At 73.2% G+C, this 18,401-nt stretch carries 16 protein-coding genes; 9 read left to right on the top strand and 7 right to left on the bottom strand.

Annotated elements, in window-relative coordinates:
- Positions 1–4: 4 nt before the first annotated feature.
- The gene (locus AC069K_RS24355) at positions 5–2,692 is read right to left on the bottom strand and encodes a glycoside hydrolase family 2 protein (RefSeq protein ID WP_478619751.1); all 2,688 of its coding nucleotides are present in this window, start codon (positions 2,690–2,692) and stop codon (positions 5–7) included.
- Between the two features lie 85 nt (positions 2,693–2,777).
- Entirely contained in the window at positions 2,778–3,965 is a 1,188-nt protein-coding gene (locus AC069K_RS24360) for an ROK family protein (RefSeq protein ID WP_365101864.1), read from the bottom strand.
- Positions 3,966–4,150: 185 nt separating this feature from the next.
- Here AC069K_RS24360 and AC069K_RS24365 point away from each other — a divergent pair, with 185 nt between their 5' ends.
- From AC069K_RS24365 to AC069K_RS24385, 5 genes are all read left to right on the top strand, one after another.
- A complete protein-coding gene (locus AC069K_RS24365; RefSeq protein ID WP_478619755.1) occupies positions 4,151–5,599 on the top strand; it encodes an APC family permease in 1,449 nt (482 codons plus the stop codon).
- A 182-nt stretch (positions 5,600–5,781) separates the two neighbouring features.
- Positions 5,782–6,036: a hypothetical protein gene (locus AC069K_RS24370; RefSeq protein ID WP_365101859.1), complete on the top strand. Its 255-nt coding sequence runs from the start codon at positions 5,782–5,784 to the stop codon at positions 6,034–6,036.
- Positions 6,037–6,224: 188 nt separating this feature from the next.
- Positions 6,225–7,409, top strand: a complete 1,185-nt coding sequence (locus AC069K_RS24375; RefSeq protein ID WP_358831306.1) for a thiolase family protein — start codon at positions 6,225–6,227, stop codon at positions 7,407–7,409.
- A 193-nt stretch (positions 7,410–7,602) separates the two neighbouring features.
- Positions 7,603–9,039: a benzaldehyde dehydrogenase gene (locus AC069K_RS24380; protein WP_478619760.1), complete on the top strand. Its 1,437-nt coding sequence runs from the start codon at positions 7,603–7,605 to the stop codon at positions 9,037–9,039.
- A gap of 115 nt (positions 9,040–9,154) precedes the next feature.
- Positions 9,155–10,078 carry an AEC family transporter gene (locus AC069K_RS24385; RefSeq protein ID WP_478619763.1) on the top strand — a complete coding sequence of 308 codons (924 nt, stop codon included), beginning with the start codon at positions 9,155–9,157 and terminating at the stop codon, positions 10,076–10,078.
- Positions 10,079–10,100: 22 nt separating this feature from the next.
- On the opposite strand, the gene trxA is transcribed toward AC069K_RS24385, so the two are convergent.
- Positions 10,101–10,469 carry a thioredoxin gene (trxA, locus tag AC069K_RS24390; protein WP_358831303.1) on the bottom strand — a complete coding sequence of 123 codons (369 nt, stop codon included), beginning with the start codon at positions 10,467–10,469 and terminating at the stop codon, positions 10,101–10,103.
- 137 nt (positions 10,470–10,606) lie between these two features.
- Between trxA and AC069K_RS24395 the strand changes: the two genes are divergently transcribed.
- Positions 10,607–12,040: a dihydrolipoyl dehydrogenase family protein gene (locus AC069K_RS24395; protein ID WP_478619766.1), complete on the top strand. Its 1,434-nt coding sequence runs from the start codon at positions 10,607–10,609 to the stop codon at positions 12,038–12,040.
- Between the two features lie 21 nt (positions 12,041–12,061).
- Here AC069K_RS24395 and AC069K_RS24400 read toward each other — a convergent pair whose 3' ends face one another.
- Positions 12,062–12,922, bottom strand: a complete 861-nt coding sequence (locus AC069K_RS24400) for a nuclease (RefSeq protein ID WP_478620046.1) — start codon at positions 12,920–12,922, stop codon at positions 12,062–12,064.
- Between the two features lie 193 nt (positions 12,923–13,115).
- Here AC069K_RS24400 and AC069K_RS24405 point away from each other — a divergent pair, with 193 nt between their 5' ends.
- A complete protein-coding gene (locus tag AC069K_RS24405) occupies positions 13,116–13,598 on the top strand; it encodes a GNAT family N-acetyltransferase (protein WP_478619769.1) in 483 nt (160 codons plus the stop codon).
- A gap of 122 nt (positions 13,599–13,720) precedes the next feature.
- Here the strand turns inward: AC069K_RS24405 and AC069K_RS24410 are convergent, their stop codons facing one another.
- The 3 genes from AC069K_RS24410 to AC069K_RS24420 all read right to left on the bottom strand — a co-directional run bounded on the left by AC069K_RS24410 (position 13,721) and on the right by AC069K_RS24420 (position 16,416).
- Positions 13,721–14,770, bottom strand: coding sequence for a M4 family metallopeptidase (locus tag AC069K_RS24410; protein ID WP_478619771.1), 1,050 nt, complete (start codon positions 14,768–14,770; stop codon positions 13,721–13,723).
- A 126-nt stretch (positions 14,771–14,896) separates the two neighbouring features.
- Complete coding sequence (gene corA, locus AC069K_RS24415) at positions 14,897–15,979, bottom strand: magnesium/cobalt transporter CorA (RefSeq protein WP_478620049.1); 1,083 nt, start codon at positions 15,977–15,979, stop codon at positions 14,897–14,899.
- A gap of 86 nt (positions 15,980–16,065) precedes the next feature.
- Positions 16,066–16,416, bottom strand: a complete 351-nt coding sequence (locus AC069K_RS24420) for a tetratricopeptide repeat protein (RefSeq protein WP_365101839.1) — start codon at positions 16,414–16,416, stop codon at positions 16,066–16,068.
- Positions 16,417–16,567: 151 nt separating this feature from the next.
- On the opposite strand from AC069K_RS24420, the gene AC069K_RS24425 reads away from it, so the two are divergent.
- Both AC069K_RS24425 and AC069K_RS24430 read left to right on the top strand, forming a co-directional pair.
- A complete protein-coding gene (locus AC069K_RS24425; RefSeq protein ID WP_478619774.1) occupies positions 16,568–17,533 on the top strand; it encodes a pirin family protein in 966 nt (321 codons plus the stop codon).
- 173 nt (positions 17,534–17,706) lie between these two features.
- Entirely contained in the window at positions 17,707–18,399 is a 693-nt protein-coding gene (locus AC069K_RS24430) for a phosphatase PAP2 family protein (protein WP_478620052.1), read from the top strand.
- Positions 18,400–18,401: the final 2 nt, after the last annotated feature.

Consider the following 18,401-nt stretch of genomic DNA (forward strand, 5'->3'; position numbering starts at 1 on the left):
CGGTTCAGCCCCTGACCGTGGCCGTCGGCGTGTTCCAGCCGGAGACGCGCAGCCACGGGGCGGATCCGTGCAGGTCGGCGGTCCGGTAGGTGGCGGTGAGGGTCGTCGTCTCACCGGGCCAGAGCGAGACCTGGTTGTCGGACCAGCGGACGGGCAGGACCGGGGCGCCCCCGGCGTCCACCAGGTGGACGTCGGTGAGCAGCGCCGGAGCCGCGCCCGTTCCGGTGCGGGTGAGGGTGACGGTGGTGGTCGACGTGCCGTCGTCGTGCGCCGTGGTGGCGCCGGTGGCGGTCACCGCCGCCTTCGCCATCGTGCTCAGGCCCTTGAGGTCGGCGTAGGCCGTGGTGGGGGTGTGGTACCAGTCGGTCTTCGCGTAGTCGAGGACGTCCGCCTTGGTGGAGAGCCAGTACACGTTGCGGCTCACCTCCCGCCCGGTGGCGTCGGTGAGCAGCAGCCGGGCGAGGTAGGTGGTGGAGAGGCCGTCGACCTTCGCCGGGACGGTGAGCGCCGTCGTCCGGGCCCCGTCGCCGCCCACGGCCACCCCCGTCGCCGTCCTGTCGTACTTCTGCTTCCCGTCGGTGGCGAAGAGCGTCACCCGCGCGGTGAGACCGGAGGCGGGCGCGTGCCGGTTGTTCACCACGGCGATGGTGCGGTCGTCGTAGGAGTACTGGACGTGCAGCGGTTCGTTGGCCTTCCTGGCGCCGAAGTACGCGCCGCCCTGGTCGAGGTAGCGGTCCACCAGCTGCCAGTGCAGGGAGGTCCAGCCGCTGTTGAACATCCAGTACACGACCCCGGTCGAGGGCTTGGCGGCGTCCTTGGCGTTGCGGGCGTACGCCTCGAACTGGGCGCGCGCGTTCTCGTACTGGGCGAGCTGGGCCTTGCGCACATAGTCGTCCAGGCCGGTCGGGGCGCCGTAGCGGCCGGTCAGGGCCGCGTCGTAGATGCCGAGGGTGGCGAAGACCGACGAGGGGGAGCGGTGGTACTGCTTGGCGGAGGGGTTCCTCCACAGTGTGTCCAGCTCGGCCGGTGACATCATGCGGCGCAGGGTGTCCAGGGTGGGGACGTCGGGCCCGGCGCTCGTCTCGGAGTTGAAGCCGGTGGCTCCGCCCTCCTGCTTGTTGTACCAGTAGGTGGGCGGCACCCAGTCGTAGGGGCCGCTCATCTTCATGCCCGAACGACCCGTGATCGGCGCGGAGTTGTCGGAGGCGGCGGCCACCACGGGGGTGGGCCAGTCGGCGGCCCGCAGCGCGTCCACGTAGGCCTTCTCGATCGTGGCGTCCGGGGCGAAGTCGCTGCCGATGAGGAAGGAGATCACGCTGGGGTGGCCGCGCAGCCGGGCCGCCTCGGCGGCCATCGACGCCTTCGCGACCGGGTAGTCCGCCGCGGTCCACTTCTCGCCCGCCTCACCGCCGTTGACCTGCCCCTCCCACTTGTCGCAGCACTCCCAGCCGGGCAGGGTGAGGATGCCGTAGCGGTCCGCCAGGTCGAAGAACTCGTCCGGTTCGATGTGCCCTTCGAGCCGGAGGGTGTTGAGGCCCAGATCGAGCGCGTACCTGAGCCGGTCCTCCGCATACGTGCGGTCCCAGCGCAGATACTCGTCCGGAGACCAGCCGCCGCCCTTGATGAGCAGCGGTCGGCCGTTGACCGAGTACTGGCGGGCGCCGTCCGCGTCGAGCGGCGCCTTCACGTCGCGGATGCCGAACGACTCGTGCGCGGTGTCGGAGAGGACGCCGGAGACCGAGGCGGACAGGTCCAGCGTGTGGAGCGCCTGCTCGCCCATCCCGGCCGGCCACCACACGCGCGGCTCGGTGAGCCGCAGCCGGGGGTACGCGGCGGGGGAGAAGGTGACCGCCCTGGTCTCGTGCGGGGCGAGGGTGACGTCCTGGCCGAAGGAGACCGCGCCGATCGTGCCGGAGACGGTCGCGGTCACCGTGTCCGCCGAGTCGTTGCGGGCCTGTGCCTTCACGGTCAGGTCGGCGGTCGCCAGCGAGGGCACGGCGAGACTGGTCACCACGTGCGCGTCGCGCAGCGCGACCGGGCCGCCCCGGCGCACCAGCACGTCCCGGACGATGCCCATGTTCTCGTCGGGCGGCGGCTGGAGCCAGTCGATCCACCCCATGGTGAGGTGTTTGCGCGGGTCGTTGGGCTGGACGCGGAAGGCGACGGTGTTGGTGCCGGACTTCACGGCGGAGGTGATGTCGAGCTCATGACGGGTGTAGGCCCCGGCGACCGCGCTCCGGTCCGCGACCTGGCGCCCGTTGACGAACACGTCGGCGGCCGAGACGACCCCGCTGAAGTCGAGGTACGTACGCGCGGAGGTGTCCGCGACGGTGAAGTCCGAGCGGTACCACCAGGGGACGGTGAAGTCCGCGGCGGGGATCTTCTTCTGGTTGGTGGAGTAGAAGGGGTCGGCGTACGTGCCGGCCGCGAGCAGCGCGGCGAGGACCGTGGACCGGGGGCCCGTTCGGTACCAGCCCGCCGCCGGGTAGCCGGGGCTGGAGACGGCCGCCGCGGAGTCGGCGACCCTGGCCGTGGACTGGATGGCGTACCCGGAGAGCGCCGTCGTGGTGGGGACGACCGCCGCGCGGGGAGCGGGAGTTGCCTCCTGGGCCCCCGAGAGGAGCGCCAGGGTGAGCGTCAGCGCGGCGGCCGCGGCGGTCCTGCGGCGGACGAGAGGGCGACGGTGGAACACGGTGGGCTCCCGGTATCCAGGTCGGGCATCAAAGTTAGGAATCCTTACTAACTCGCCCCGAAGGTAGAGATCTGAGGAAGCCATGTCAACGACCCGGGTGTCCGGAGCGGGTCCGTCGCTCGAAGGTCACGTCCCGGGCCGTGCCCAGCGCCGTCGCCACCGCGCCGAGCAGTACCGCGTCCTCGCCGAGCGAACTCGGCGCCACCTTCGGGCGCAGCGGGGTCAGGGTGCGCAGGGTCTGCCGGACCGTCCGCAGCAGCAGGTCCGCGCTGTGGCCCACACCCCCGCCCAGCACCACCAGATCCGGGTCGAGCACCGCGGCGACCGCCGCCACGGTGTGGGCCAGGCGCTCGCCCTCCAGCTCGACCGCCTTGACCGCCGCCGGGTCCCCGGCCCGTGCCGCGTCGAAGACGTCCTTCGCCGTGAGCGGCCCGGCCATGCCGTGCGAACGGGCCGCCGCCACCACCGCGTCCCCGGAGACCGCGTCCTCCAGGGTGTCCGGCTTCTGCCGCCCGGGCCAGGGCAGGAAGCCGATCTCGCCGGCGCCGCCGTGCGCCCCGGTGAAGAGCTGGCCCTCGCTGACCACGCCCATGCCGAGCCCGGTGCCGATCAGGACGTAGACGAAGAGGCGGCTGCCCGCCCCGACGCCGAAGGTGTACTCGCCCAGCGCCGCCAGGTTGGCGTCGTTGTGGACGGCCAGCGGCATCCCGAGCCCGTCCCGCATCCGGTCGAACAGGCCGGGCCGGCCCCAGCCGGGCAGGTGCTGGGCGTAGCGCACCCGCCGCTTCTCCGCGTCGTACACGCCCGGTGTGCCGACCACCGCCTGGGCGATCTTCTCCGTGTCCACGCCCGATCCCTCGACGAGCCGGTGCGCGGTGGAGACCACGAGGTCGGCCATGGTGCCCGAGGTGCGGGCCTGGTTGCGGACCTCCGAGCGGGCCACCACCGTGCCGTCCAGGTCCGCCAGCGCCACCCGCAGCCAGGCCCGCCCGATGTCGATGCCCAGCGCGTACCCCGCGGTCGGGTCCGGGGCGTAGAGCACCGCGGACCGGCCGCGCTCGGGGGTGTGCGTGCCGGCCTCGCGGACCAGGCCGGTGGCGGCGAGCGCGGCCAGCGCGCTGGAGACCGTGGGCTTGGACAGTCCGCTCTCGCGGGCGAGCTGGGCCCGGGACGAGGGGCCGCCCGCGCGCAGCCGGTCGAGCAGCAGCCGCTCGTTGCTGTTGCGCTGACGCTGGGGGTTCCAGGGCTGCTCACCCTCGTCGCTGCTGGTCATCCGCTCATTCTCACGTATCGCTCCCGACGGTTTCCCGGCGACCTCTTGACGTCATAAGTAAAGGTACTTAACTTGAGCACGCCCGACGCCGGGGCGCACCCCCGCACGGGCGAAGAGCCGTCGCCCGCAAGGCCGTTCCCCGCGTCCACCGAGCCCCGCGTCCACCGAACCCCAGGAGGGTCCCCGTGTCCGGAACACCGCCGCCGACCGGCGGCTTCGTCCGCCGTATCGGACTCTTCCAGGCAACCGCCATCAACATGAGCCAGATGTGCGGCATCGGTCCGTTCGTCACCATCCCGCTGATGGTCGCCGCCTTCGGCGGCCCGCAGGCCGTCCTCGGCTTCGTGGCCGGCGCGGTGCTCGCCCTCGCCGACGGGCTGATCTGGGCCGAACTCGGCGCCTCCATGCCCGGATCCGGGGGCAGTTACGTCTATCTGCGCCAGGCCTTCCAGTACCGCAGCGGACGGCTGATGCCGTTCCTGTTCGTGTGGACGGCGATGCTCTTCATCCCGCTCATCATGTCCACCGGCGTGGTGGGCTTCGTCCAGTACCTCGGCTACCTGGCACCCGGCCTCGGCGCTACCGGCGGCGACCTGGTCGGGCTCGGCGTGATCGCGCTGGTCGTGCTGCTGCTGTGGCGCGGCATCGAGCACATCGCGCGGATCACCACCGTCATGTGGGCCGTGATGATCGCCTCGGTGACCCTGGTCATCGCGGCCTCGGCCACGCACTTCAGCGCCGACCGCGCCTTCACCTACCCCTCGGGCGCCTTCGCGCTCACCAGTGACCACTTCTGGCTCGGCTTCGCCGCGGGTCTCACCATCGGCATCTACGACTACCTCGGCTACAACACCACCGCCTACATGGGCGCCGAGATCAAGAACCCGGGCCGCACCCTGCCGCGCTCCATCGTCTTCTCCATCCTCGGCATCATGGCGATCTACCTGCTGCTCCAGATCGGCACCCTCGGCGTCATCGACTGGCAGCGGATGACCGACCCCGGCGACATCGCCTCCACCTCGGTGGCCTCCGCCGTCCTGGAGAAGACCTGGGGCGAGGGCGCCGCCGACGTCATCACCGTCCTCATCCTCGTCACCGCCTTCGCCTCCGTCTTCACCGGGCTGCTCGGCGGCTCCCGGGTGCCCTACGACGCCGCCCGCGACCGCGTCTTCTTCCGCCCCTACGCCCGGCTCCACCCCCGCCACCGCTTCCCCACGCTGGGCCTGGCCACCATGGGCGCCGTCACCGCGGTCGGCTTCCTCATCGGCCGCCACACCGACCTCGCCACCCTCATCCAGCTGCTCACCACGGTGATGGTGCTGGTGCAGGCGCTCGCCCAGATCGCCGCCGTCACCGTGCTGCGCCGCCGCCAGCCGGGATTGCGCCGCCCGTACCGGATGTGGCTCCACCCGCTGCCCAGCCTGGTCGCGCTGGTCGGCTGGCTCGTCATCTACGGCTACGCCGACAAGAACGCCCCGGGCCGCCACCCCATCGAATGGTCGCTGGCCTGGGTGGCGCTGGGCTGTGTGGCGTTCGTGCTGTGGGCCCGCTTCGAGAAGGTGTGGCCGTTCGGCCCCCGCGAGGTGCGCGAGGAGTACCTGGAGGACCCGGCCAAGGACGACGCCGGCGCCTGAGACCCTGCCGGGTGGGCGAGTCGGCCCCGAGCGTCCTCGGACGGGGCCGCGCGCGGGCCGCGTCGTCGGGCCCGGGCCCCGGCTCCTGCCGGAGCCGCGCGGACCGCCGGGCAGGGCAAAAATCCGGCCACCGGCGGAGTGGCACCCTCCCCGCGCCGCTCCCGCGCCCCTACCGTCCCCCCATGCACCCCTCGCGCCTGGTCGTCCTCATCGTCCCCTCCCACGTGGAGTCCCGCGGCACCGCGTCCGTGGCCGACAGCGCCGTCCGCTCCGCCCTCGTCGAGGCGACGGGCGAGACCGGCGAGACGGGCTACCCGCGCTACGCGGGGCACGGCGTCGTCGCCGACGTGGACCCCGCCACCCGCACCGTCGAGGCGATCCTCGTGGACGGCGCGGAGCTGGACTACGGGCTCACCGCGCTCATCGCCCCCGAGTGACCGGGCACCGCCACCGGGCGGCCGCGGTGCGGCCGGGGCCGTCCTCCGAGGACCGTTGACAGCGCGCCGGGGCGGGCCGAGACTCGGCCTTGATCGTGAACCACAGTTCACCGGGCGAACAGCGTGGGCCGGGCCGAGGGCGTCGAACACCCCGCGGCACGGCCGACCGAGCAGCGGGAGAGAAGCGGATGAGCATCCGGGACGTCTACATCGTCGACGCCGTGCGCACCCCCATCGGCAAGTTCGGGGGAGCGCTCGCCGGGGTGCGGCCCGACGACCTGGCCGCGCACGTGGTGAAGTCGCTCGTCGCCCGCTCCCCCCAGCTCGACCCGGCCCGTATCGACGACGTGTACTTCGGCGACGCCAACGGCGCCGGCGAGGACAACCGCGATGTGGCCAGGATGGCCGTGCTGCTCGCCGGGCTGCCGGTGACGGTGCCCGGCGTCACCGTCAACCGCCTGTGCGGCTCGGGTCTGGAGGCCGTCATCCAGGCCGCCCGCGCCGTGGCGCTCGGTGACGCGCACATCGCGGTCGCGGGCGGGGTGGAGTCGATGTCCCGCGCCCCCTGGGTGATGCAGAAGCCGGAGCGCGCCTTCCCGGCCGGGCACCAGCAGCTCTGGTCGACCACGCTCGGCTGGCGGATGACCAACCCGAGGATGCCCGCCGAATGGACGGCCGGACTCGGCGAGGGCGCGGAACTGATCGCGGACCGCCACGGGCTGACCCGCGAGCAGCAGGACGCGTTCGCCCTCGACAGCCACCGCAAGGCCGCCGAGGCCTGGGCCAAGGGCCTGTACGACGACGAGGTGGTCCCGTACGAGGGCGTCGGGCTCGCCCGCGACGAGTGCGTCCGCGAGTCCTCCACCATGGAGGCGCTCGCCCGCCTCAAGCCCGCCTTCCGCGAAGGCGGTTCGGTGACCGCGGGCAACTCCTCACCGCTCAACGACGGCGCCGCGGCCCTGCTCCTGGTCGACGAGGAGGGCCTGCGCGCCACCGGCCGCGAGCCGCTGGCCCGGATCCGCACCTCCGCGGTCACCGGGATCGAGCCGCAGCTCTTCGGGCTCGGCCCCGTCGAGGCGGTGCGCACCGCGCTGGCCAAGGCGGGCCGGGGCCTGGGGGACCTGAGCGTCTTCGAGCTCAACGAGGCGTTCGCCGCCCAGGCGCTGGGGTGCCTGGCCGCGTGGCCGGAGCTGGATCCGGCCGTGGTCAACCCGCGCGGCGGCGCCATCGCCATCGGCCACCCGCTCGGCGCCTCGGGCGCCCGCCTCGCCGGGGCGGTCGCCCACCAACTGGCCGCCGCCGGCTCGGGCGTGGGGCTGGCCGCCCTCTGCATCGGCGTCGGCCAGGGGCTGGCGCTGGTCCTGGAGCGCTGAGGCGCCGCGGGGCGGGCACGGGTGGCGGACCGCCGCCTTCCGTCCCAACTCCCTTGCGGGAGCGCACGCCTGCCGGTGTGTCAGGTGGGGCGGGCGGGGGGACGTTTCCCCGGATGACCGGACTAGGATGCCGCACGGGACTTCCCCGTGATCATGGCCTCCCCTCGTTCCCCCGTGAGTCTGGAGATCCTTCATGACCCTGCTCGACCCCAAGACCTGGCAGGCGCGGACGCTGTCGGGGGGTGAGTACGAGGTCACCGAACCCGCCACCGGAGAAGGTCTCGGCACGCTCACCCTGGCCACCGCCGACGACCTCGCGGCCGCCGTCGCGGCGGGCCGGGCGGCCCAGCCCGGTTGGGCCCGCTCCCCGCACTTCGCCCGCGCCGCCGTGCTGCGCCGGGCGGGGGACCTGTTCACGGCGTACGCCGACGAGCTGCGCGAATGGCTCGTACGGGAGTCCGGCTCGATACCCGGCAAGGCGGACTTCGAGCTGCACGTGGCCGCCCAGGAGTGCTACGAGGCGGCGGCGCTCGCCTCCCGGCCGCTCGGTGAGGTGCTGCCGAGCGAGGAGCCCAGACTCAGCTTCACCCGGCGCGTGCCGGTCGGGGTGACCGGGGTCATCGCCCCGTTCAACGCCCCGCTCATCCTCTCCATCCGCTCGGTCGCGCCCGCCCTCGCGCTCGGCAACGCCGTCGTCCTCAAGCCGGATCCGCGCACGGCCGTCTGCGGCGGCCTCGCGCTCGCCGCAGTCTTCGAGGAGGCGGGGCTGGCCGAGGGGCTCCTGCACGTCCTGCCGGGCGGCGCCGAAATGGGGCGGGCTCTGGTCGCGGACCCCGGTGTCCCGGTCATCTCCTTCACCGGCTCGACCGCCGCCGGGCGCGCGGTCGGCGAGGCCGCCGGACGCCTGCTCAAGCGCGTCCACCTGGAGCTCGGCGGGAACTCCGCGCTGGTCGTCCTGGAGGACGCCGACCTCGAGGGCGCGGTGGCCCAGGCCTCCTGGGGCTCCTTCTTCCACCAGGGCCAGATCTGCATGACCACCGGCCGCCACCTCGTGCACGCCTCGCTCTACGAGGAGTACGTGGAGCGGCTCGCCGCCAGGGCCGACGCACTGGCCGTGGGCGACCCGTACCGCGATCAGGTCCACCTCGGCCCGCTCATCGACGAGGCCCAGCTCACCAAGGTCCACGACCTGGTGCGGGCCAGCACCGCGCGCGGTGCCCGGCTCGCCGCGGGCGGCACCCACCGCGCCCTGTTCTACCGGCCGACCGTCCTCGCGGACGTCGGCGACGCCACTCCGGCGTACGCGGAGGAGGTCTTCGGGCCGGTCGCGCCCGTCCGGTCCTTCCGCACCCTGGACGAGGCCGCGACGCTGGCCGCCGACGGCCCGTACGGGCTCTCCCTCGGCATCGTCACCCGTGACACCGCGCTCGGCCTGGAGCTCGCGGACCGGATCCCGACCGGGATTGCCCACATCAACGACCAGACGGTCAACGACGAGGCGGTCGCGCCCTTCGGCGGAGTCGCGGCGTCCGGAACCGGCGCGCGGTTCGGGGGCGCGGCGAACGTGGAGGCGTTCACGGAGCTGCGGTGGACGACGGTGCGGGGCTGCCCGGAGGGCCACCCGTTCTAGGGCGCGTCGTCGGCTGCGGGCCGGCGGGGGCTGCTCGCGCAGTGCCCCCGCCCCCGGGCACGGCACGCGGTACCGCCCCGATCACCCCCTCACACCGCACTCCTATGCTTGCGCGGTGCATTCAGTGATCAGCGGCTTCCTGCCCATCTGGGCGCTCACCGCCTGCGGCTGGGGCGCCGGGCGCGCCCATGTGCTCGGCGACCAGGCGCAGCACGTGCTCGGCCGGTTCGCGTTCACCTTCGCGATGCCGTCGCTGCTGTTCCTGACGATGGCGCGCTCGCATCCGGGCGACCTGGCCCGGCCGGGCGTGGCCGTCTTCGCGGCCAGCCTGGTCACGGTGTTCGCGGCCGGACTGCTGGTCAGCCGCTGGATGTTCCGCCGCAAACGCGGCGAGCAGGCGATAGGCGCGATGGCCGCCTCCTACGTCAACTCCGCCAACCTGGGCATCCCGGTCGCCGTGCACGTCCTGCACGACACCTCGTTCATCGTCGCCGCGGCGCTCTTCCAGATGCTCTTCATCACGCCGCTGATCCTCGTCCTGATCGAGCTGGACGTACGGCGGGCCGGGCGCGAGCGCTGGACGCGGATCCTCCAACTGCCCTTCCGCAACCCGGTGATCGGGGCGTCCGCGCTGGGTCTCGTCATCGCCGGGCTCGGGCTCGAGCTGCCCGCGGAGGTGGTCTCGCCGCTCCAGATCCTCGGCGGCGCCGCCGTCCCGTCGGCCCTGTTCGCCCTCGGGATGTCGCTGAACGCGCGCGCCCGGCCCGACGCCGATGGCCGGACCGAGCGGCTGATCCTGGTGGGGCTGAAGGTCGTGGCGCAGCCCCTGCTCGCCTACGCGCTCGGGCGCTGGCTCTTCGCCCTGGACGGGCACGCGCTGTTCGCGGTGGTGCTGTGCGCGGGGCTGCCCACCGCGCAGAACGCGTTCATCTTCGCGTCCGAGTACTCCCTGGACACCGAGCTGCCCAGGGACACCGTGCTGCTCTCGACGCTCCTGTCGATGGTGTCCCTGTCACTGATCGCCTGGCAGCTGGGCTGAGGCGCGGGCGGCCCCGGGCGGCCTACTTCCCCTTGTCGGCCTCCTCGACCGACTTGCGGACCTCGTCCATGTCGAGGGCGCGCGCCTGGCCGATCACGTCCTCAAGGGCGGCCTCGGGCAGCGCGCCGGGCTGCGAGAAGATCGCCACGTTCTCGCGGACGATCATCAGCGTGGGGATCGAACGGATCTCGAAGGCCGCCGCCAGCTCCTGCTGGGCCTCGGTGTCCACCTTGGCGAAGACCAGGTCCTCGTGGCGCTCGGACGCGGCCTCGTAGACCGGGCCGAACTGCCGGCAGGGACCGCACCAGGAGGCCCAGAAGTCGATCAGGACGAAGTCGTTGTCGGACACGACCTGGTCGAAGTTCTCCTTGGTCAGCTCCACAGTCGCCATCACGCACTCCCTCTTCCTGGCCTCACCGTGAAGCCGCCTCGCACAACGGCGGCCGCCGTCGTGGTATTCCGTGGATTCTCCGCTGACCCACCCCTGCCCCTGTGGCTTCGCGGTACTCCTCGCACCAGACTGTCCCCATGACCGAAGCCTTGGAATACGACGTGGTGGTGCTGGGAGCGGGACCGGTGGGCGAGAACGTCGCCGACCGGGTGCGGGCGGCGGGGCTGAGCTGCGCCGTGGTGGAGAGCGAACTGGTCGGAGGCGAGTGCTCGTACTGGGCGTGCATGCCCAGCAAGGCCCTGCTGCGGCCGGTGATCGCGCGGGCGGACGCGCGCAAGGTGCCGGGCCTGCGCGACAGCGTGGCGGGCCCGCTCGACGTGCCCGCCGTGCTCGCCCACCGCGACGAGTACACCTCGCACTGGCAGGACGAGGGGCAGGTGCGGTGGCTGGACGGCATCGGCGCCCACCTCTACCGCGGCCACGGGCGCCTCTACGGCACCCGCAAGGTCAGCGTCACCAGCCCCGAGGGCGAGCACCACGTGCTGACCGCCCGGCACGCGGTGGCCGTCTGCACCGGCAGCCGCGCCCTCCTGCCCGACCTCCCGGGCATCGCCGACGCCCGGCCCTGGACCAGCCGCGAGGCCACCAGCGCCCAGCAGGTGCCGGGCCGGCTCGTGGTCGTCGGCGGGGGAGTGGTCGGCGTCGAGATGGCGACGGCCTGGCAGGCGTTCGGCGCCCAGGTGACGGTCCTGGTGCGCGGCGAGGGGCTGCTGCCGAAGATGGAGCCGTTCGCGGGTGAGCTGGTCGCCGAGGCACTGAAGGAGGCGGGTGCCTCCGTCCGTACGCAGGTGAACGTCTCCGAGGTCGTCCGCGAGGGCGGCTCCGGCCCCGTCACGGTGGTCCTGGACGACGGCGGGCGCATCGAGGCCGACGAGATCCTCTTCGCCACCGGCCGCGCCCCGCGCACCGACGACATCGGCCTCGACACCATCGGCATGGAGCCCGGCTCCTGGCTGCCGGTCGACGACTCCTGCCGGGTGGCGGGGAGCGACTGGCTGTACGCGGTGGGCGACGTCAACCACCGCGCGCTTCTGACGCACCAGGGCAAGTACCAGGCGAGGGTCGCGGGCGCGGCGATCGCCGCGCGGGCGGCGAAGGTCCCCCTCCTGGAGACCGACCCGTGGGGCGCCCACGCGGCCACCGCCGACCGCGCCGCCGTCCCCCAGGTCGTCTTCACCGATCCCGAGGCCGCCTCGGCGGGCCTGACCCTGGCCGAGGCGGAGGCGGCCGGACACCGTGTCCGCGCCGTCGACCAGGACCTCGGCGGGGTCGCGGGCGCGGGTCTGTACGCGGACGGCTACCGGGGCCGCGCCCGGATGGTCGTGGACCTGGACCGCGAGGTCCTGCTCGGCGTCACCTTCGTCGGCCCCGGCGTGGGCGAGCTGATCCACGCGGCCACCGTCGCCATCGCCGCCGAGGTCCCGATCGGACGGCTGTGGCACGCGGTCCCGGCGTACCCGACGATCAGCGAGGTGTGGCTGCGGCTCCTGGAGGCGTACCGGGACCGGTAGCCGCACGGGTGGAGGCCGCCGTCAGCGCTCCTCGAAGACCAGGTTCTCCGGGAGTTCCGTCATCCGGACGGTCTGGTCGGCGACCTCCACGACCGTCGACAAGGTGGTGAACTGCCCCTTGGGGACGATCAGTACGCGGTCGGCGCGCTGGTCGAGGAAGGCCTTGAACCCGGCGAGCGAGGGGTCGCCGTCGCCCAGCACCAGATAGTCCGCCAGGCGCCGGAACAGCTTCGGCAGCACGACCGCGGCCCCGGTGAGCGAGCCCAGCCCGTCGATCTTGGCGCCGGTCGCGGTCAGGTCCACCGGCCACAGCCCGCCCGCGGCCGTGCGCGCCTCCCGCACCGCCTCCGTCATCACGGCGCGCAGATCGACGAACAGCTTGGTGTAGTACGTCGGATAGGCGAGCCCGTCCGCCAGTTGGGCGAGGTTGGCGGTCTGGCGCAGCAGCGCCTCGTCGACGAAGAGCTGACGCCCGCTGGGCCCCGGCGCGGGTCCCCGTCCCGCCAGCGCCACACAGCGCCCGTGCAGGTCGGCGCCCCGCGTGAGGATGAATCCCGGAGCCTGGGCGGGCTCGGACGCGGTGACCGTGCCGTGGGTGTCGCGCTCCACGCCCAGGAAGCCGAGCCAGGTGGTGAGCGCGCCCGCCGCCTCCTGCGCGAAGGGCGGCGGCTGGCTCAGCTCGCGGCCGTGCGCCGGGACGTAGTGCGTCTCCAGCGTGTCGATGCCGTCGAGGCGCAGCTGGGCGCCGCCGGAGCGGTTGCGCCGGACGCGGTGCGGCCCCGGCACCAGGTCCCAGTGGGCGGGATCGGCCGGGTGGAAGCGGACGGAGTCGCCGTCCGGGCGGGCACCGGTGATGCGGTACGAACCTTCGATCACGAGCATTCCCACGACGGCCTCCTCCGGGTGCGCACCGCGCACTCCCAGGATCCGCCGCCCGGGCGCCGTGCGCGCCCGTCCCGCGCGACAAGCCGCGATAAGTACGGTCCACCGGGCTCCGGCGCGTACACCGCCGTACGCCGTTGCGCGTACCGCCCCCGGTTCGCTCGCGCAGCTCGGCGTCAGTAATACTCACCCCATGACCTCACGCATTACCGGCGCCGCCGAGGAGACCGTGCGGATCCGGCGCGCGGCCGCCCGCGACGCCAAGCGGCTCACCCGGCTCGTACGGTCCTCCCGCGCCTACGAGGGCCCGTACGCGGCGATGGTCGCGGGCTACCGGGTGGGTCCCGACTACATCGAGACGCACGAGGTGCACGTGGCGGTCGGCGCCGACGACCGGCTGCTCGGCTTCTACGCCCTGCTGCTCGCCCCGGCCGAGCTGGACCTGATGTTCGTCGCCGACGACGCCCAGGGGCTCGGCATCGGACGCCGGCTCATCGCGCACATGACCGACCGGGCCCGGGCCGCCGGTCTCGACCGCGTCCGGGTGGTCTCGCACCCGCCCTCCCAAGGCTTCTACCGCAGCGTGGGCGCGCTCAGGACCGGCACGGCCCGCGCCAACCCGCCCGCGGTCCTGTGGGACCGCCCGGAGCTGGAGATCCCGGTCCCGTCGCTCTGAGCGGGCCCCGCGCGGCGCATGTGGAGCCGCCGGGCGGCCGTGGGCCGTGCCGTCGCGGCGCTTCCGTGCGCGAGGGGAGCCCGCTGCCCCGGCCGGGCCCCCTCGCGCCTGGCGTCGCGCCTTCAGGCGAGCGGCACCCCGACCTGGCTCCACGCCTTGGTGACGGCCTGGAGCTCGTCGCCGTCGCCGTACAGGCTGCGGGCGGTGGCGACCGTGAGGCGGCCGAAGTCGGAGAACTTGGCGTCGCTCGCCAGCTCCCCGCCGGTCAGCGTGGCGTACCAGATCTTCCCGGCCCGCTCCCAGGCGAAGCCGCCCAGGGCGGTCGCCGCCAGGTAGAACGCGTGGTTGGGGATGCCCGAGTTGATGTGCACCCCGCCGTTGTCCCGGCTGGTGCGCACGAAGTCCTCCATCGTGGCGGGCTGCGGGTCCTTGCCGAGCTGCGGATCGTCGTACGCGGTGCCCGGCGCCCTCATCGAGCGCAGCGCCTCGCCGTGGATGCCCGGGCCGAGCAGCCCGGCGCCGATGAGCCAGTCGGCCTGGTCGGCGGACTGCCCGAGCGCGTACTGCTTGATGAGCGAGCCGAAGACGTCGGAGAGCGACTCGTTGAGCGCGCCGGACTGCCCGAAGTACTCCAGGTTGGCGGTGTACTGCGTGACGCCGTGGGTGAGTTCGTGGCCGATGACGTCGACCGGGATGGTGAAGTCGAGGAAGAGCTCGCCGTCCCCGTCGCCGAACACCATCTGCTCGCCGTTCCAGAAGGCGTTGTCGTACTTCTCGCCGTAGTGGACGGTCGCGTCGAGCGGCAGTCCGCTGTCGTCGATGGAGTGCCGGCCGTACGCCTTGAGATACAGCTCGAAAGTGGCACCGAGCCCGGCGTGCGCCCGGTTGACGGTGGCGTCCTGCGACGGCGTGTCGCTCTCGGCGTGCACCTTCGTCCCGGGCAGCGTCTCGTGCCTCCGGGCGTCGTAGATCGTGCGGTCGGGCTTGTCGGACGGCGTGCCCGTCGAGGGGGCCATGCCACGCACGGTGGTGATCCGGCGCCGGGTGCGCTGGAGCGCGTCGTGCTCCAGGGTGCGGCGGGCTGGCTCGAACGTGGCGGGGTCCTCGGCCTGCGCGAGCTTGTCGAGGACATGGGGCGGGACGATCGTGCAGAACACGGTGTTGGTCTCCATGCCGAGCAATGTGGCACAGCGTGACCGCTTCGGTGATACCTGTAGTCGAGTTGGCTGAAAATAGGTGGCGGAGTCGGAACGCCCGCTTCTACGGAGGGTGACCGCGCCCGCCCGTCAACCGCCCGTCTACAGCCAGCCGTTGCGGCGGAACCCCCGGTGGATGGCGAGGCAGGTTACCGCCATGACCGCCAGGGCGAGGGGGTAGCCGTACTTCCAGTGCAGCTCCGGCATGTGGTCGAAGTTCATGCCGTAGATCCCGCACACCATCGTCGGCACGGCGATGATCGCCGCCCAGGCCGTGATCTTGCGCATGTCCTCGTTCTGGGCCACCGTCACCTGCGCCAGATGGGCCTGGAGGATCGAGTCCAGGAGCGCGTCGAACGAGCCGATCTGCTCGTTCACCCTGGCCAGATGGTCGAAGACGTCACGGAAGTACGGCTGGGTGTCCGGGCCGATGAGCGGCATCGGCTCGGTGGCGAGCGCCTTCAGCGGCCGGTAGAGCGGGGTCACCGCCCGCTTGAACTCCAGCAGTTCGCGCTTGAGCTGGTAGATGCGGCCCGCGTCGCCGCGCCCGGCGGTGTCGCTGAACACGGCGGTCTCCACCGCGTCCACGTCCGCCTGCATGGCGTCGATGACCACGAGGTAGTCGTCGACGACGTGGTCCGCTATCGCGTGCAGCACCGCCGCCGGGCCCTGGGCGAGCTGGTCGGGGGTCTTCTCCAGGGACTCGCGCAGCGGACCGAGCGAACCGTGCCTGCCGTGCCGGACGGTGACCACGAAGTCGGGCCCGGTGAACATCATCAGCTCACCGGTCTCGACGACCTCGCTGGTCGCGGTCAGCTCCTCGTGCTCGACGTAGCAGACGGTCTTGAACACCGCGAACAGCACGTCGTCGTAACTCTGCACCTGCGGGCGCTGATGGGCGCGGACCGCGTCCTCCACGGCCAGCGGGTGCAGCCCGAAGAGCTCGGCGATCCCGGCGAACTCCTCGGCGCTCGGCTCGTGCAGCCCGACCCACACGAACCCCTCCCCGGTCCCGCGCACCCGCCGTACGGCCTCCTCCACCGGGCAGTCGCCGGGCTGGCGCACCCCGTCGCGGTAGACCACGCAGTTCACCACGGCGCTGCCGAGCGGCGAGCGGGCCGGGTGGCTCAGGTCCACCGTGCGGCGGTAGGCACGGCGGACCGCCCTGCGGAGGTTGCGGATCATGGGCACGGCTGGGCACTCCTTCGGCGGATCGGCGGCCAGTGTGCCATGTACGGCTCACGGACCGGCCATCGTGCCGAGAGCGCAGGTCACGGCTGTGCGGCGACGTCCCCGTCGAAGGCGGCGGCGAGCCGCAGATAGCGAGCCGCGTCCCCGGGCCGGCCCTGGCGCTCCAGGGTGCGGCCGAGCATGAGCGTCGCGTACTGCTCGACCGGGTCGCGCTCCAGGACGGTACGCAGCTCCGCCTCCGCCTTCTTCAGCTGGGCGGAGTGGTAGTAGGCGCGGGCGAGCAGCAGCCGCGGGGCGACCTGCTCGGGCACCTCGTCGACGATGCCGGTGAGGATGCCCACGGCCGTGACGTACTCCTTGGCCGCGAAGAACCGCTGGGCGCGGTCCCAGCGCTCGGCGGTGGTCCCGAACTCGTAGTAGCTGCCGGCCACGACACGTCCTTCCTGGGCTGCCGGGCGGGGGCCCGGTCCTGCTGGTACGACGGCGCCAACGCCCCGCAATGGTTGAAAATTCCACCACCCATGGTCCTCCGGCGCGTGGGAGGCTGCCACCGGGTACCCCGACAGGAATAGGTTGACCGGCATGAGCAATCTCGATCGTCAGGCCACGCTCTCCGTGTGCGGCGGGCGCGGCTTCGTCGTCGCCGAGCCGGTGCGCGAGCTGCTGTCGCCGCGCACCGTCCGGCTCGGCGAGTCCACCGAGGTCCGCCGGCTGCTGCCGAACCTCGGCCGCCGCATGGTGGGCGCCTGGGCGTTCGTCGACCACTACGGCCCGGACGACATCGCCGACGAACCCGGTATGCGGGTGCCGCCGCACCCGCACATGGGTCTCCAGACGGTGAGCTGGCTGCACGAGGGCGAGGTGCTGCACCGCGACAGCCTGGGCAGCCTCCAGACCGTCCGCCCGCGCGAGCTCGGCCTGATGACCTCGGGGCGGGCGATCAGCCACTCCGAGGAGAGCCCCCGCGAGCACGCGCGCCTGCTGCACGGCGCCCAGCTCTGGGTCGCCCTGCCCGACGCCCACCGCCACACCGAACCGCACTTCCAGCACCACGCGGACCTGCCCACGGTCACCGCGCCCGGTCTGCGGGCCACGGTGATCCTGGGCGAGATCGACGGCGCGGCCTCGCCGGGCACCGTCTACTCGCCGCTGGTCGGCGCCGACCTGTCCCTCACCGCGGGCGCGGAGCTGGGTCTGCCACTGGACCCCGACTTCGAGTACGCGGTCCTGTCGATGTCCGGCGAGGCGCGCGTGGACGGCGTCCCGGTCCTGCCCGGCTCGATGCTCTACCTCGGCTGCGGCCGCACCGAACTCCCCCTGCACGCGCTCTCCGACGCCTCCCTGATGCTCCTGGGCGGCGAGCCGTTCGAGGAGGAGATCGTGATGTGGTGGAACTTCATCGGCCGCTCCTCCGAGGAGATCGCGCGGGCGCGCGCCCAGTGGACCGACGGCAGCCGCTTCGGGACGGTCAAGGGCTACGACGGAGCCCCGCTCCCGGCGCCGGAGCTCCCGCCGGGCCCCTTGAAGCCGCGGGGACGGGTGCGCTGAACCCGGCCGGATGCCCGGCCGGCAGGGGCAGGAACCGGCCGTCCGGGGGCGGTTCGGGTGAACGCGTTGTCGGCCGGGGCGGTGGCGGGGGAGACTGCTCCCGATGCCGTCGGGGGGCGGCACCGGGCAGTTCCGAGGGGCGGGGGACCTTGACGGCGGCGGGTGGCGGGGAGTTGACCGGCCGGACGGCGCCCAAGGCGCTGCCTTCGGCGCTGCGCGCGCGGTTCGCGCTGATCGCGGCCCTCGCAGCGCTGGTGGTCGCCGCGCTCGGAATCCTGTACGCGGGCCACGGCGAGCCCGGCGGCGTGGACCGCAGGCTCGTCGCGCCGACGGCGGACAGCGTCGGACCGCCGTGGCGGCGTGCCGCTCTGGCCCTGGACTTCCTGGGGGAGCCCACCGGATCGGCCCTGCTGCTCGCGGCCCTCGTCACGGTCTTCCTGCTGCTGCGGCGTCCTCGCGCGGCGGTGCTCGTCGTCGCCGCAGCGGGCGCGACGGTCACCACGGCGACGCTCCTCAAGCACCTGGTGGGACGCACCATCCACGGCGACGGCAACCTGTCCTACCCCAGCGGGCACACCGCCTTCGCGACCGCCCTCGCCCTCGTGGTGGCGCTGCCCGCGGCCGGTCGCCCAGGACTCGGCAGGACGGCCGCCACGTCCCTCGTGCTCGCCGCGGCGCTGGCCGCCGGAGCCGTGATGGGCTGGGCGCAGGTGGCCCTCGGCGCGCACTACCCGACCGACGTCCTCGGCGGCTGGTGCACCGCGCTCGCGGTGGTACCGGCGACCGCGTGGCTGCTCGACCGCGCGGCCGACCGGGGACCGGACGCCGGCCGGAGGACCGACGCCGGTCGGGAGCAAGCCCGCTGACG

It is taken from the genome of Streptomyces sp. NPDC043908 (genome assembly GCF_056435525.1).

Bases quoted from the DNA above. Each gene is read 5' to 3' on its own strand.
- AC069K_RS24360 (WP_365101864.1), bottom strand. From the start codon at position 3,965: ATGACCAGCAGCGACGAGGGTGAGCAGCCCTGGAACCCCCAGCGTCAG.
- AC069K_RS24370 (WP_365101859.1), top strand. From the start codon at position 5,782: ATGCACCCCTCGCGCCTGGTCGTCCTCATCGTCCCCTCCCACGTGGAG.
- AC069K_RS24375 (WP_358831306.1), top strand. From the start codon at position 6,225: ATGAGCATCCGGGACGTCTACATCGTCGACGCCGTGCGCACCCCCATC.
- AC069K_RS24380 (WP_478619760.1), top strand. From the start codon at position 7,603: ATGACCCTGCTCGACCCCAAGACCTGGCAGGCGCGGACGCTGTCGGGG.
- trxA (WP_358831303.1), bottom strand. From the start codon at position 10,469: ATGGCGACTGTGGAGCTGACCAAGGAGAACTTCGACCAGGTCGTGTCC.
- AC069K_RS24395 (WP_478619766.1), top strand. From the start codon at position 10,607: ATGACCGAAGCCTTGGAATACGACGTGGTGGTGCTGGGAGCGGGACCG.
- AC069K_RS24400 (WP_478620046.1), bottom strand. From the start codon at position 12,922: ATGCTCGTGATCGAAGGTTCGTACCGCATCACCGGTGCCCGCCCGGAC.
- AC069K_RS24405 (WP_478619769.1), top strand. From the start codon at position 13,116: ATGACCTCACGCATTACCGGCGCCGCCGAGGAGACCGTGCGGATCCGG.
- AC069K_RS24410 (WP_478619771.1), bottom strand. From the start codon at position 14,770: ATGGAGACCAACACCGTGTTCTGCACGATCGTCCCGCCCCATGTCCTC.
- corA (WP_478620049.1), bottom strand. From the start codon at position 15,979: ATGATCCGCAACCTCCGCAGGGCGGTCCGCCGTGCCTACCGCCGCACG.
- AC069K_RS24425 (WP_478619774.1), top strand. From the start codon at position 16,568: ATGAGCAATCTCGATCGTCAGGCCACGCTCTCCGTGTGCGGCGGGCGC.